Source organism: Pseudomonas sp. HMSC065H01, assembly GCF_001815235.1.
Lineage (GTDB): Bacteria > Pseudomonadota > Gammaproteobacteria > Pseudomonadales > Pseudomonadaceae > Pseudomonas > Pseudomonas aeruginosa.
Window position 1 is genome coordinate 101,173 of sequence record NZ_KV819837.1, and the last position, 14,217, is coordinate 115,389.

Genomic DNA, 14,217 nt, shown 5'->3' on the forward strand with positions numbered 1-14,217 from the left:
TCAAGGACATCGGACGGCAATTCCGCCACTGTCTTGGCATCCGTCCGTTCTTTCCTGCCCCGTGCCGCCCCAGGGCCTCCACCGTGAGGATGCTCCATGAGCAAGATGATGAAAGCCGCCGTATTCATCCAGCCCGGCCGTATCGAGCTGGTCGACAAGCCGATTCCCGACGTGGGGCCGAACGATGCATTGGTGCGCATCACCACCACCACGCTCTGCGGCACCGACGTGCACATCCTCAAGGGCGAGTATCCGGTCGCGCCCGGCCTGACGGTGGGCCACGAGCCGGTCGGGATCATCGAAAAGCTCGGCAGCGCGGTGGTCGGCTACCGCGAAGGCCAACGCGTGATCGCCGGTGCCATCTGCCCCAACTTCAACTCCTATGCCGCCCAGGACGGCGTACCGTCGCAGGACGGCAGCTACCTGGTGGAATCCGGCCGTTGCGCCTGCCATGGCTACAAGGCGACCGCCGGTTGGCGCTTCGGCAACCTGATCGACGGCACCCAGGCCGAGTATGTGCTGGTTCCCGACGCTCAGGCCAACCTTGCCCCCATACCCGATGGTCTCAGCGACGAACAGGTGCTGATGTGTCCGGACATCATGTCCACGGGCTTCAAGGGCGCGGAGAACGCCAACATCCGCATCGGCGATAGCGTGGCGATCTTCGCCCAGGGTCCCATAGGCCTGTGCGCCACCGCCGGCGCCCGGCTGCTGGGCGCCAGCACGATCATCGCCATCGACGGCAACGCCCATCGCCTCGATATCGCCCGTGGAATGGGCGCCGACGTCACGCTGAACTTCAGGGAGTGCGACGTGATCGAGGAAATTCTCAAACTCACCGGCGGGCGCGGCGTGGATGCTTCGATCGAGGCACTCGGTACGCAATCGACCTTCGAGACCGCCCTGAGGGTGCTCAAGCCCGGCGGCACCCTTTCCAGCCTCGGGGTCTACTCGGAAGACCTGACGATTCCGTTGTCGGCCTTCGCCGCCGGCCTCGGCGACCACCGGATCAATACCGCGCTGTGCCCCGGCGGCAAGGAGCGCATGCGCCGACTGCTCAATATCGTGGCTTCGGGCCGGGTCAACCTCGGGCCTTTGGTCAGCCACGAATACCGCCTCGACGACATCGTCGCCGCTTACGACCTGTTCGCCAACCAGCGTGACAACGTACTGAAGGTGGCGATCAAGCCGCACTGAGACCGTCATCCTATACTGCTGGACGGAGGTGGCGAACCCGTCGCGAACGACGAAGCGGGTTCCACCCAGGGCGTCGGCGGCGCCCTTGCGCCGTCGCTTCGCGGGGGAATGGAGAGAAACCGTCCATGAACCGAGCCAGGCTCTACCTCTGCTGCGTCACGCTGCTGGCGCCGGTCATCGCCGGCGCGGCGACTGCCGACTACGTCTACGGCATGCCGCTGGACGTGGCCAGGGTGCTGAGCGTCGACGAGGCGCCCAGCGATACCTGCCAGGTGGTGCGCGCCACCCTGGTATACCTGGACTCCCACGGCGAGCGCCAGGTGTTGCACTACCTGAAGCAGGCGCGTACGTGCAGCAACGAATGAAACCACGATAGGAAAGGACGAACGGTCAGGGTTGTCGTTTCATTTCACGAAATTTTCACCCCTGACATGGATACTGGAACCAGCTGAAGGACCAGCGCCCCATTGCATAGAGCCCACCATCGAGTGGGCTTTTTGCATTCCGGGCCGCGTATCGCCTGGCCTTGGGTTCAATCCCGCTCTTCCCTGCGCAGCAGTTCGCGCTTGCGCTCCACGCCCCAGCGGTAGCCGGAAATGTCGCCGTCGCGACGTACCACCCGGTGGCAGGGAATCGCCACCGCGATCCGGTTCGCCGCGCAGGCCTGCGCCACCGCGCGCACCGCTCGCGGCGCGCCGATCCGTTCGGCGATCTGCGCGTAGCTCGCCGTGCTGCCCGGCGGTATTTCCCGCAGTGCCTGCCAGACCCGTTCCTGGAACGCCGTACCGCGTACGTCCAGCGGCAGGTCCAGTCCCAGTTGAGGCGACTCGACGAAGCCCACCACCTGCGCCACCAGCCGTTCGAAGTCGGCGTCGCCGCCGAGTAGCTGGGCGCGCGGGAACTGGTCCTGCAACTCGCGCAGCAATGGCTCCGGCTCCTCGCCGAGGAGGATCGCGCAGATGCCGCGCTGGCTCTGCGCCACCAGGATCGCGCCCAGCGAGCATTGGCCGATGGCGAAACGGATCGCCGCGCCGGCGCCGCCATCGCGGTAATCGCGCGGGCGCATGCCGAGGCGTTGCGACGAGGACTCGTAGAAGCGGCTGTTGGAGTTGAAACCGGAGTCGTAGATCGCCTCGGTCACCGAGGCGGACGCCTGGCCCAGGCGCTCGCGCAGGCGCCGGGCACGATAGGCCGAGGCGTAGGCCTTGGGCGTCAGGCCGGTTTCGGCCTTGAACAGACGATGGAAGTGGAACGGACTCATGCCCAGTCGGGCGGCCAGCGCCTCCAGTGCCGGCGGCGTCTCCGCCGTCTCGATCATCCGGCAGGCCTGCGCCACCCGCTCGGCGCGCTGCTCCGCCGCCAGGCTGCGGTCGCCGGCGGCGCGCCGGCTGGGCCGATAGCCGGCGGCCTCGGCGGCCTCGGCAGTGGCGAAGAACTCGACGTTCTCGCGCCTGGGCCGACGCGCCGAGGAACTCGGGCGGCAATAGACCCCGGTGGTCTTCACCGCATAGACGAACGCCCCGTCCGCCGCCGCGTCGCGCGCCAGCACGGCGGCCCAGCGCTGTTCGTCGGTGTGGTAGGCGTTGCAAGGATCGAGCTGCTGGCTCATGGCGTTTCCCCTGTGGGAGCGGATGATGCCCGCAGACTAATTCGCCATTCAAGCGCAAGAACTCCGGTTCTTGCGCTTGAATTCGAGCAAGGCCATGTGCCCGGCTTCGGCAGGTGCGGAAGGCCGTCGGCTTGCCTACCCATCGCCACGCGCCATAATGGCCCGCTCGAACCGGCGGAAGGATTGGGAACATGGCGTTCAAACGGATAGCACTGGCCTACTGCGTGCAACTGGATCGGGTGATCTCCATCGCCAGCGCCCGCCGCGAATACTTCTCCCAGGCCGAGCCGCGCAAACGCTTCGATTTCCTCTGCTCCAGCGAAGGGTGCCGGGCACAGGGGATCAAGGTATCGGCGAGCAACTACGACAAGCTGCCGCAGGACACCCGCAAGGCCGCGCACTTCAGCAAGTTCCCGCACTCCACCCACCTGTCGGATTGCGAATGGTTCGTCGAGGAGGACGAGGACGCTCTGCGCCCGGGCGAGTCCGCCGAGGATGCCGGCCAGCGGCGCATCCGCGACAAGCTGGATGCCTACGTCGAGGAGTTCGACCCGGCCATTGCCGAGGAGGCCGCGCCGCCGCAAGCGGACCCGGACGCCGAGGAACACCCGCCGGCCTCCGCCGCAGTGCGCACCGACGCTCCCGCCGCGCCTCGGCAGAGAACGCAACGGCCACGGCGCACCCGCGATTTCGAACTGCTCGTCGACACCTTCCGCCAGGCCCGCGCCGAGCTGCCGGCGGAAGAGTTCAAGCAACTGGACATCCGCATCAGCGGCCTCGGCCGGATACCGCTGCGCGCCTATTTCCAGCACATCGGCTATGCCACCCCGGGCAGCGCCGGCAAGGTATTCTACGGCGGCGCCGACCTGGTCCGGCGCTACGGTGCGCCGAGCCGGCCGCAAGGCTTCCGCTTCAAGTTCCGCGACCGCATCGACGGCAAGCCGGTATTCCTCTACGTCGCCCCGGAAACCTTGCAGGGCTATCCGCATCGGCGCTACCTCGAAGACATCCTCGGTTGCGCCGAAACGGTGCGCTACTTCACCCTCTACGCCCTCGGCCGGCTCATCGAAGCGCCGAGCGGCAAGAGCTACAGCCTGGAGCCGGATGCCCTGCGCCACCTGGCGATCATCCCCGGTCCGGCGAAGGACGACGCCTCTCAGAGTTCGTCGTAGAGTCGGTCGCTGACCAGCATGTGCCCCGGCGCGTGACTGATGTACAGCTCCGGCTGAACCTCGGCGAGCACCGCCTGGGGCGTGACCCCGCAGGCCCAGAACAGCGGAATCTCGTCCGCCGCGAGCGGCACCGGGTCGCCGTAGTCGGGCCGCGCCAGGTCGCGGATGCCGATCAGCGCCGGATCGCCCAGGTGCAGCGGTGCGCCATGGGTCATAGGGAAGCGGCTGGTGACCTGGATCGCCCGGATCGCCTCGGCGGCCTTCAACGGCCGCATCGATACCACCGTGGGCCCGGCCAGGCGACCGCTCGGCCGGGTAGCGATGGAGCTGCGGTACATCGCCACGTTGCGCCCCAGCTCGAGGTGGCGCAGGCCGATGCCGGCGTCGAGCAACGCCTGTTCGAAGGAGAACGAGCAGCCGATGGCGAAGGCGACGAAATCCGCCTCCCAGAAGGTGCCGATGTCGCTCACCTCGACGGGCTCCTGACCGCGTCGATGCACCCTGTAGCGCGGCAGGTCGCTGCGCACGTCGATATCCGCGCCGAGCCTGGCGAAGTGCGGCGAGCCGGGTTCGCTGACGTCGAGCAGCGGGCAGGCCCGGGGGTTCAGGGCACAGAAGCGAAGGAACTCGTCGGCCCAGGATTTCTGCAGGATCACCAGGTTGGCCTGCAAGTGGCGCTGGCCGAGGCCGCTGGTATGGCCGGTGTAGTCGCCGCGGCGGATCAGTTGGCGCAGGACCGGCGGCGGCAGTTGCGCGAGTTCGTGGAAGGTCGGTTCGGGCATGGCGGCTCCGTGCGCTGGCGGACGTCGTTGTTGGCAGGTTTGTAGAAGCGGACGGCGGTCAGCGTCCAACGAGATTTTTCCGCCAGGGGCGATCGGAAAATCCGAATCAGCGCGAACGCAGCCGCCCCACTCCTTTCTTCAGCGGCGCCAGGAGCATGCACTCCGGGCCGACGTTGGCCGCGTAGTCGGCCAGCACCGCCTTGCTCAGCTCCACCACTTCGTCCACCAGTTCCAGGCCGGTGCCGCCGCGCCAGGACACCACCACCGGCAGGTTCGGCGGCGGCGGGCCGAGGCGCAGCAGGGTCAGTTCGCCGCGTTCCAGTTCCTGGCTGACCAGCGCCGGCGGCAAGGCGCCGACGCCGAAGCCGTCGCGCAGCAGGCGGGTCATCGCCGCCACCGAGTTCACGCAGTTCAGGCGCGGCGCCGCGACGCCGTTGGCGTGCAGCAGGCCGAGCACGTCCTGGTGCGGCCGCGAGTGCTTGGAGAAGGTCACCACCCGCTCCCGCGCCAGGTCCGCCAGCGAGGCGTAGTCGCGGTGGTAGATCGAGCCGGTGGAAACGATCCAGCGCAGCGGATAGCTGCCCAGTTCGAGGTTCAGCACCGACTCGTGGCGCAGCGAGTCGGTCTGGAAGATCAGGTCCAGGTAGCCCTTCTGCAACTGCTCGGAGAGGTTGCGCGCGGTGTCCGCCATCAGCTCGATCTCCACCGCCGGGAAGGTTTCCGTGACCCTGGCCACCAACGGGCTCAGCCAGGTGTGGATGACCGTGTCCATGGCGCCGATACGAATCCGTCCCTGGGTGCTGGCGCCGGTGTCGAGCGACTGCTTCAGCGCGTGCATGGTGTCCATCATCCGCTCGGCGTAGGCCAGTACCTTGTCGCCTTCCGGGGTCAGGGTCACGCCGCGCGAGTCGCGGACGAACAGTTTCACGCCGAGTTCGTCCTCCAGCACGGCGATCCGGCTGGAAATGGAAGCCTGGGTGCTGAACAGCTTCTCCGCGGTGAGGCGGAAGCTCTTCAGGCGCGACCCAGACGAAGGTCTCGAGGAATTTCAGGTTCATGTGGCGGGTACCGACGGGCAAGGGACACAAGGTGGCGGGAGCGAGCAGCTTCCATGCCAGCGCCCACCTTCCGGCGGCACATGATCGACGCATGACGGCCTGCTCCGCCATCGAAATTTCTTATCCCCGGCGGCCGCATAAATTAGTTGGACGCTCGCTGGCCAGCCTCGAAGAATGCGACCACCGGGTGCGACGGCGCCCACCGAATCTTCATAACACCAATAACGACGATCGGTGCCCCCATGGAAAAACACATGACCCTCGACGCCGGCCCGGACGCTTCCCGGGACGGTCATTTCGGCTGGTATCGCGCCCTCGACAAGCAGGAACGCCGGGCCTTCTGGAGCTGCAAGATCGGCTACGGCCTGGACGGCATGGACACCCAGATGCTCAGCTTCGTGATCCCTACCCTGATCGCCCTGTGGGGGATCGGCACCGGCGAAGCCGGCTTCATCCACACCATGACCCTGCTCGCCTCCGCCGCCGGCGGCTGGATCGCCGGGATCCTCTCCGACCGCATCGGCCGGGTGCTGACCCTGCAACTGACGGTGCTCTGGTTCGCCTTCTTCACCTTCCTCTGCGGCCTCGCGCAGAACTACGAGCAGTTGCTGGTCGCACGGACCCTGATGGGCTTCGGCTTCGGTGGCGAATGGACCGCCGGCGCGGTACTCATCGGCGAAGTGATCAAGGCCCGCGACCGCGGCAAGGCGGTCGGCCTGGTGCAGTCCGGCTGGGCCATCGGCTGGGGCCTCACCGCCATCCTCTACTCGCTGATGTTCAGCCTGCTGCCACCGGAAGAGGCCTGGCGCGCGCTGTTCATGCTCGGCCTGTTGCCGGCGCTGTTCGTCCTGGTGGTACGCCGGCTGGTCAAGGAACCGGAGATCTACCGCGAGGCCAGGCAACGCAACCAGGGCGCCGACAAGGTCAGCTTCTACGAGATCTTCGCCCCCGGGATGCTCAGCATCACCCTGCGCGCCTCGCTGCTGACCACCGGCGCGCTCGGCGGCTACTACGCCATCACCGCCTGGCTGCCGACCTTCCTCAAGACCGAACGCGGGCTGACCGTGCTCGGCACCAGCGGCTACCTGGCGATGGTGATCCTCGGCTCCTACGTCGGCTACGTGGTCAGTGCCTTCCTCACCGACCTGATCGGGCGCAAGAAGAACTTCGTCCTGTTCGCCGTCGGCTCCTTCACCGTGGTCCTGCTCTACACCCAGTTGCCGGTGAGCAACGGCGCCATGCTCTGGCTCGGCTTCCCGCTCGGCTTCTTCGCCTCGGGCATCTTCAGCGGCATGGGCTCGTTCCTCACCGAACTGTTCCCAACCCGCATCCGCGGCTCCGGCCAGGGCTTCTGCTACAACGCCGGGCGCGCCATCGCCGCGCTGTTCCCGATGCTGATCGGCATGCTCGGCCAGAAGCTCTCGCTGGGCCTGGGGATCGGCGCCTTCGCCGCGGTCTCCTACGGCGTGGTGATCCTCGCCGCCCTCAGCCTGCCGGAAACCCGCGGCAAGCAACTGGAACTCTGAGCCGTCGACCGAGGAAATCCCAGCATGCATCCCACTCCCCGCCTGGCTGCCGCGCTGCTCGCCGGCAGCGGGCTGGGCTGGCCGCTGCTCGCCCAGGCCGACCTGGTCGAGGACAGCCACGCCAGCCTCGAACTGCGCAACTTCTACTTCAACCGCGACTTCCGCCAGAGCGGCGCGCGCGACAACGCCGACGAATGGGCGCAGGGCTTCCTCCTGCGCCTGGAGTCCGGCTTCAGCGAAGGCACCGTCGGCTTCGGCGTCGACGCCATCGGCCTGCTCGGCTTCAAGCTCGACTCCGGCGGCGGCAGCGGCGGAACCGGGCTGCTGCCGGCCGACGGCTCCGCCGGCGGCTCCCAGGATGACTACGCCAAGCTCGGCCTGACCGCCAAGGCGCGGGTCTCCAACAGCCTGCTCAAGGTCGGCGCGCTGCACTTCAAGAGCCCGCTGGTCTCGGCCAACGACACCCGCCTGCTGCCGGAACTGTTCCGCGGCGCGCTGCTCGACGTGCAGGAGATCGACGGCCTGACCCTGCGCGGCGCGCACCTGGACCGCAACAAGCTGAACAGCTCCAGCGACTACCAGGTGTTCAGCGCCAACCGCATCGGCGGGCGCAGCGATGCCTTCGACTTCGCCGGCGGCGACTATCGCCTGACCCCGGCGCTGACCGCCAGCCTGCACCAGGGTCGGCTCAGGGACATCTACCGGCAGACCTTCGCCGGCCTGGTACACACCCTCGACCTCGGCGGACAGCGTTCGCTCAAGAGCGACCTGCGCTTCGCCCGGGCCAGCGAGGACGGCGGCTTCCGCGAACTGGACAACCGCGCCTTCGGCGCCCTCTTCAGCCTGCGCCTGGGCGCCCACGCGGTGGCCGCCGGCTACCAGCGGATCAGTGGCGACGATCCCTATCCCTACATCGCCGGCAGCGACCCGTACCTGGTCAACTTCATCCAGATCGGCGACTTCGGCAACGTCGACGAGCGTTCCTGGCAACTGCGCTACGACTACGATTTCGGCGCGCTCGGCCTGCCCGGCCTGAGCTTCATGAGCCGCTACGTCTCCGGCGACAACGTCGCCCGCGGCGCGGCCAACGACGGCAAGGAATGGGAACGCAACACCGACCTCGGCTACGTGGTGCAGAGCGGGCCGCTGAAGAACCTCGGGGTGAAATGGCGCAACGCCACGGTGCGTTCGAATTTCGCCAACGACCTCGACGAAAATCGCCTGATCCTCAGCTACAGCCTGACGCTGTGGTGAGGTCCGGCGAGCAATGACCTGAAGGAACCTGCATGAACAACCTGTTGTTGAACTGCGATATCGGCGAGAGCTTCGGTGCCTGGCGCATGGGCCTGGACGCCGAGGTGATGCCGCTGATCGATTGCGCCAACATCGCCTGCGGCTTCCACGCCGGCGATCCCGGCACCATGCGCCGCACCGTGGCCCTGGCGGTGGAGCATGGCGTGCGCATCGGCGCGCACCCCGGCTACCCCGACCTGGTCGGCTTCGGCCGGCGCTCGCTGGCCTGCTCGGCGCAGGAAGTGGAAGACCTGCTGCTCTACCAGATCGGCGCCCTCGACGGACTCTGCCGCGCCCAGGGCACGCGGGTACGCTACGTCAAGCCGCATGGCGCGCTGTACCAGGACATGATGCGCGACCCGGCGATCCTCGCCGCCGTGCTGCGCGCACTGGCGGCCTACGACCGCACCCTGCCGCTGATGCTGATGAGCACCCGCGACAACACCGCGGCGCGCGCGCTGGGCAAGGCCCACGGCATCGAGCTGTGGTTCGAGGCGTTCGCCGACCGCGCCTACGACGGCGCCGGCTACCTGGTCTCGCGCAGCCAGCCCGGCGCGGTACACCACGACGCCGAGACGGTGCTCGCCCAGGCCCTCCTGCTGGCCCGTGGCGCGGCGCTGCGAGCCAGCGACGGCAGCGCCCTGGCGCTGGAGGCGCAGACCCTCTGCGTACACGGCGACAACCCCGCCTCGCTGGCTGCGGTGCGGCGCATCCGCGACGCCCTGGAGGCGGCATGAGCCAACCGCAACCGCGCATCGAGGTGGCCGCCATCGACAGCTTCGTCCTGCGCCTGTTCGAGCGCATCGACGAAGCCAACATGCCCTGGCTGCTGGCGGCGGAGGAAAACCTGCGGGCGGCGTTCGGCGCCGCCCTGCTCGACCTGGTGCCGTCCTACACCACCCTGCTCCTGCAATACGACCTGCTCCAGCTCGACCCTGGCGAGGCCCGCGCGCGGATCGCCGCGGCGCTGTCCGACTTGCGCCCGAAACGCCAGGACGGCGGCCGTCTGCACATCCTGCCGACCTGGTACGACCCGCGGGTCGGCCCCGACCTGGCCCCCCTGGCGCGGCGCAAGCAGCTCGGCGTCGCCGAGCTGATCCGCCGCCACAGCCAGCGCGAGTACCGGGTCTTCGCCCTCGGTTTCAGCCCCGGCTTCGCCTTCATGGGGCTGGTCGAGGAAGCCCTGGCGGCACCCCGTCTGGCGACTCCCCGGCAACGCATCGCCGCCGGCAGCGTCGGCATCGCCGAGCGCCAGACGGCGGTCTATCCGCAGGCCTCGCCAGGCGGCTGGAACCTGCTCGGGCGCTGCCCGGTGCGCCTGTTCGATCTCACCCTGGACGGCTACAGCCTGCTGCGCGCCGGCGACCGGGTGCGTTTCGAACCCATCGGACACGCCGAATTCGTCCGTCTCGGCGGCGACGACACGCCCCTGGAGGTCCAGGCATGAACGACTCCATCCACGGCGGCCTGCGGGTGTGCCAGAGCACCCCGCTGGTCCAGTTGCAGGATCGCGGCCGCTTCGGTTGCCGCCATCTCGGCGTGACCCAGGGCGGCGCCCTCGACTGGCTGTCCATGGGCTGGGCCAACTGGCTGCTGGGCAATCCCCTGGACGCCGCGGTGATCGAGATCGCCCTCGGCGGTTTCGTCGCCGAATGCCGTGCCGACGGCTGGTTGGCCCTGGCCGGCGGCGATCTCGGCGCGACCCTCGATGGCCAGCCGCTACCGGCCTGGGGCGCGTTCGCCGTGCGCGGCGGCCAGCGCCTGGCCTTCGCCCACCCGCGCCAGGGCGCCCGCGCCTACCTGGCGGCGCCCGGCGGCTTCGCCGGCGAGCGCCAGTTGGGCAGCCTGGCCACGGTGGCCCGCGAAGGCCTGGGCGGCCCCCGCGCCGACGGCAAGGCCCTGGCCGCAGGCGACAGCCTCGGCTGGCTGGCCGATGGCGCGCGACCGCGCGCGCTGCCCCTGCCCAGCGAACGGATCATGGACTGCACCGGCGAAGCGCGCCTGGAGCTGATCCTCGGCGCGCAGATCGGCGACTTCCCGGCCATGAGCCTGTTCGATGCGTTCAACGGCGACTGGCAGGTGGATACACGCGCCGACCGCATGGGCGTACGTCTGCTCGGCCCGCGCCTGGAATGCCGGCAGCAGTCGATGATTTCCGAAGGCATCGCCCTCGGCGCGGTGCAGGTGCCGCCGGACGGTCAGCCGATCGTCCTGCTCAACGACCGGCAGACCATCGGCGGCTACCCCCGTCTCGGCGCCCTCGCCCCGCTGGCGCTGGCGCGCCTGGCGCAATGCCTGCCAGGCCAGCGGGTGCGGCTGCTGCCGACGGTGCAGGAGGCGGCGCACCGCGAGCATCGACGCCTGCTGGCGGCCTGGGACGCATAGGCGGTTTTTTTGAACGGCGCCGTATGGCGAGCGTCCACCGCACACTCGTCCCGTCCGGAGGTTCGCCATGCCCAGTCGCCTGTCACTGATCGCCGCCCTGCTGTTGCCCCTGGCCGTCCAGGCCGAACCCGCTGATACCCGCGCCCTGCTCGCCGACAGCCTGGCCGACAGCCAGGCCCAGGTGGAGGCAGCCGAGCAAGCCATGCGCCGATCCGAAAACAAGGCGGTGCAGCTCTATGCCAAGCGCGTACTCACCGAACAGCAGGAGTTCGACCACCAGTTACGCGCCCTGGCCGGGGAAAAGGCCTTGGCGCTGCCCTCGCCGCGCCAGACCGAACGGCAGGCCGCCGCTCCCGGCGGCTTCGACGAGCGCGGTTTCCTCGACGCGCAGATTCGCCAGCAGGACCGTCTGGTTGCACGCTTCGAGGGAATCGCCCGGGACTCCGCCGATCCTGACCTGCGCCGCTTCGCCGACGAATGGCTGGCGCGCTTCTACCACCACCGCGAACTGGCCGACCAGTTGCGTAGCGGCCGCGCCGACTGAGCGCCGCGACCGCCTTGCTCAGTGCCGCGCGAGGACCTGCCGGGCGCTCTGGCGAATCACCCCCCAGCGCTTGGGATCGTCCTGCAGCATGGCGCCAAGCAGGTGCTTGGCCTGCTCGAAACTGATGTGCGGCGGCAGCGGCGGCACGTTCGGGTCGGTGACCACCTCCAGCAGCACCGGGCGGTCGGCGGCGAAGGCCTCGGCCCAGGCGGCGTCGATGTCCTCCGGGCGATCCACGCGGATGCCCTTGAAGCCGAGCATGTCCGCATAACGCGCGTAGGGGAAATCGATCACTTCCTGCGCCGGACTGAACTCCGGGTCGCCGGCCAGGGCACGCTGCTCCCAGGTCACCTGGTTGAGATCGCCGTTGTTCAGCACCAGCACGATGAAGGTCGGCGAGTCCCAGCGCTGCCAGTACTGCTGCACGGTGACCAGTTCGGCGTTGCCGTTCATCTGCATGGCGCCGTCGCCGACCATCGCCACCACCGGCCGCTGCGGATAGGCGAGCTTGGCGGCGATGGCGTAGGGCACGCCGCTGCCCATGGTCGCCAGCTTGCCCGACAGCGAGCCGAGCATGCCCGGGCGCATGCGGATGTCGCGGGCGTACCAGTTGGTATGCGAGCCGCTGTCGCCGCAGAGAATCGCATCGTCCGGCAGTTGCTCCGACAAGGAACGGAATACCCGCTGCGGGTTGATCGGGTCGGCTGGCTCTTCGGCCTGGCGCCGGGCTTCCTCGCGACTGGCCGTCACCGCCCGCTCGACCCGGCGGCGCCAGGCACCGTGCTTTTTCTGCTCGAGCAGCGGCAGCAGGCGCTCCAGGGTTTCCCCTGCATCGCCGAGCAAGGCCTGGTCGATCGGATAGCGGATACCGATGTTGCGCGGATACAGGTCGATCTGCACCGCCCACGCCTGGCCGGCCTTGGGTAGGAACTCGCTGTAGGGGAAAGTGCTGCCGACGATCAGCAGGGTGTCGCAATGCTCCATCAGCATGCTGCTGGCGCGGGTGCCGAGCAGGCCGATGGAGCCGGTCACGTACGGCAGGTCGTCGGAAACCGCCGCCTTGCCCAGGAGCGCCTTGGCCACTCCGGCGGCCAGGCGCTCGGCGACCGCTTCCAGTTGCCGGTGCGCGCCCAGGGCGCCGGCACCGGCGAGGATCGCCACGCGCCGGCCGCGATTGAGGATCGCCGCGGCGGCTTCCAGGTCGGCGTCGCGCGCGTAGGGTCGCGGCTGGACGAAGCCCACCGCCGACATCACGTGGCCGTGCTCGTGGGGCTGGCGCTTCGGGGCCGCCATCTGTTGCACGTCGTTGGGCACGATCACCGTCGCCACCTGCCGCTCGCCGACCGCCACGCGCAGGGCTCGGTCCAGCACATGGAGCAGTTGTGCCGGGCTGACCACGGTCTCGACATAGGCGGAAACGTCCTTGAACAAGCTCTGCAGATCGACTTCCTGCTGGTAGTCGCTGCCCAACGCGGTAGCCGCCTGCTGGCCGACGATGGCCAGCACCGGCTGATGATCCATGCGCGCGTCGTAGAGCCCGTTCAGCAGGTGGATCGCGCCCGGCCCCGAGGTGGCGAGGCACACCCCGACCTCTCCGGTGAACTTGGCGTGGGCGCCGGCCATGAAGGCCGCCATCTCCTCGTGGCGCACGCGGATATAGTCGAATGCCTCGGCGCGCCGGCCCATGGCGCCCATGATCCCGTTGATGCCATCGCCGGGGTAGCCGAAGACGCGCTTCACCCCCCACTGGCTCAAGCGTTCGAGCAATTGATCGGCAACCGTGCTGGACATTCTCGCCTCCTGGTCGTGTCTGGGGTCGTACCAGTGAGGACTGGCACCGCGGGCGAGGGTTCAAGGCAATCGAGCGGCGGTGCCGACGGCGAAATCGACTGAACTGTCGGCATCGTCGACCGGCCCAAGGAACAGGGCCCGCATGGGCGCAATCGCCAGGAGGTGCCGCCATGACCCGCGCCATCAACGATCCCGGAAACGAAGACCCCGGCTCCCTGCTGGAAACCGACGCCGACGCCCTGCTCGGCGGTGCCGCCGTCCAGGCGCCGGAAGAGCGCTGCCGGCTCGCGTCCCAGGACTGCATCCGCGCGTGCGAGCGCTACCTGGCGCTCTGCACCGAGTCCAGCAGGGAACAACGCCAGCACGCCGGCGACTGCGCCGACCTCTGCCGCCTCGCCGCCCTGCTGCTGGAGCGCCGCAGCCCATGGGCGCCGGCCGCCTGCGAGCTGGCGGCGCGCTATGCCCTGGCATGCGCCGAGCGTTGCGATGGCGACGAGCCGCTGGAGCGCGAATGTGCGGGTGCCTGCCGGCGCTTCGTCGAGGCCTGTCGGCCGTTGTTGCCGGCCTGAGGCTGGCCACTTTCTGCCCTCGTGCTGTTGAGTCTGAATGTGCTGGGCAAGCTGATTTCCTTGCCTGCCCCGGCTTCTCGTTTCGCCTTCCCAGGCGAGTCCCTTTTGCAAGCGTCTGTACGGACCGGAGACATAGCTGACAGGTGTGCGGGGTTGCCGGGGAAAGACCACGAGAGACGCCATGAGCCTGAGAGAGGAGTTCATTTCGAAGTCCTGATCCGTAGGGCGAATAACGCCACGGGCGTTATCCGCCGATGTCGCGGATAAGCGGCGGATAACCGCGAGCGGTTA

At 68.7% G+C, this 14,217-nt stretch carries 13 protein-coding genes and 1 pseudogene; 10 read left to right on the forward strand and 4 right to left on the reverse strand.

Features of this window, described 5'->3' with window-relative positions:
* Positions 1–96 precede the first annotated feature (96 nt).
* Positions 97–1,197: an NAD(P)-dependent alcohol dehydrogenase gene (locus HMPREF3014_RS03865; protein ID WP_003113628.1), complete on the forward strand. Its 1,101-nt coding sequence runs from the start codon at positions 97–99 to the stop codon at positions 1,195–1,197.
* Positions 1,198–1,322: 125 nt separating this feature from the next.
* Complete coding sequence (locus tag HMPREF3014_RS03870) at positions 1,323–1,562, forward strand: DUF2790 domain-containing protein (protein ID WP_003102137.1); 240 nt, start codon at positions 1,323–1,325, stop codon at positions 1,560–1,562.
* A gap of 167 nt (positions 1,563–1,729) precedes the next feature.
* Here the strand turns inward: HMPREF3014_RS03870 and ada are convergent, their stop codons facing one another.
* Positions 1,730–2,806, reverse strand: coding sequence for a bifunctional DNA-binding transcriptional regulator/O6-methylguanine-DNA methyltransferase Ada (gene ada / locus HMPREF3014_RS03875; protein ID WP_003122790.1), 1,077 nt, complete (start codon positions 2,804–2,806; stop codon positions 1,730–1,732).
* 191 nt (positions 2,807–2,997) lie between these two features.
* Between ada and HMPREF3014_RS03880 the strand changes: the two genes are divergently transcribed.
* Positions 2,998–3,978 (forward strand): hypothetical protein, encoded by a 981-nt coding sequence (locus HMPREF3014_RS03880; RefSeq protein WP_023087543.1) that lies wholly within the window; start codon positions 2,998–3,000, stop codon positions 3,976–3,978.
* Here HMPREF3014_RS03880 and HMPREF3014_RS03885 read toward each other — a convergent pair.
* The gene (locus HMPREF3014_RS03885; RefSeq protein WP_003120275.1) at positions 3,963–4,760 is read right to left on the reverse strand and encodes a putative hydro-lyase; all 798 of its coding nucleotides are present in this window, start codon (positions 4,758–4,760) and stop codon (positions 3,963–3,965) included. The two genes, HMPREF3014_RS03880 and HMPREF3014_RS03885, sit on opposite strands and share 16 nt — an antisense overlap.
* A 106-nt stretch (positions 4,761–4,866) precedes the next feature.
* Positions 4,867–5,818 (reverse strand): annotated as a pseudogene (locus tag HMPREF3014_RS03890) (LysR family transcriptional regulator).
* Between the two features lie 254 nt (positions 5,819–6,072).
* On the opposite strand from HMPREF3014_RS03890, the gene HMPREF3014_RS03895 reads away from it, so the two are divergent.
* From HMPREF3014_RS03895 to HMPREF3014_RS03920, 6 genes are all read left to right on the forward strand, one after another.
* On the forward strand, positions 6,073–7,344 hold the full coding sequence (locus tag HMPREF3014_RS03895) for an MFS transporter (protein ID WP_003102111.1): 1,272 nt from the start codon (positions 6,073–6,075) through the stop codon (positions 7,342–7,344).
* A gap of 24 nt (positions 7,345–7,368) precedes the next feature.
* A complete protein-coding gene (locus HMPREF3014_RS03900; protein ID WP_003118505.1) occupies positions 7,369–8,598 on the forward strand; it encodes an OprD family porin in 1,230 nt (409 codons plus the stop codon).
* A 32-nt stretch (positions 8,599–8,630) separates the two neighbouring features.
* Complete coding sequence (locus tag HMPREF3014_RS03905) at positions 8,631–9,374, forward strand: 5-oxoprolinase subunit PxpA (protein WP_003102108.1); 744 nt, start codon at positions 8,631–8,633, stop codon at positions 9,372–9,374.
* Positions 9,371–10,084: a 5-oxoprolinase subunit B family protein gene (locus HMPREF3014_RS03910; RefSeq protein ID WP_003113622.1), complete on the forward strand. Its 714-nt coding sequence runs from the start codon at positions 9,371–9,373 to the stop codon at positions 10,082–10,084. The genes HMPREF3014_RS03905 and HMPREF3014_RS03910 overlap by 4 nt, the downstream gene beginning before the upstream one ends.
* Positions 10,081–11,022, forward strand: coding sequence for a 5-oxoprolinase subunit C family protein (locus HMPREF3014_RS03915; protein ID WP_003118506.1), 942 nt, complete (start codon positions 10,081–10,083; stop codon positions 11,020–11,022). The genes HMPREF3014_RS03910 and HMPREF3014_RS03915 overlap by 4 nt, the downstream gene beginning before the upstream one ends.
* A gap of 67 nt (positions 11,023–11,089) precedes the next feature.
* A complete protein-coding gene (locus HMPREF3014_RS03920) occupies positions 11,090–11,566 on the forward strand; it encodes a DUF4142 domain-containing protein (RefSeq protein ID WP_003106158.1) in 477 nt (158 codons plus the stop codon).
* Positions 11,567–11,584: 18 nt separating this feature from the next.
* Here the strand turns inward: HMPREF3014_RS03920 and HMPREF3014_RS03925 are convergent, their stop codons facing one another.
* Entirely contained in the window at positions 11,585–13,357 is a 1,773-nt protein-coding gene (locus HMPREF3014_RS03925) for a thiamine pyrophosphate-requiring protein (RefSeq protein ID WP_023087544.1), read from the reverse strand.
* 170 nt (positions 13,358–13,527) lie between these two features.
* Here HMPREF3014_RS03925 and HMPREF3014_RS03930 point away from each other — a divergent pair, with 170 nt between their 5' ends.
* On the forward strand, positions 13,528–13,926 hold the full coding sequence (locus HMPREF3014_RS03930; protein WP_003106156.1) for a four-helix bundle copper-binding protein: 399 nt from the start codon (positions 13,528–13,530) through the stop codon (positions 13,924–13,926).
* Positions 13,927–14,217: the final 291 nt, after the last annotated feature.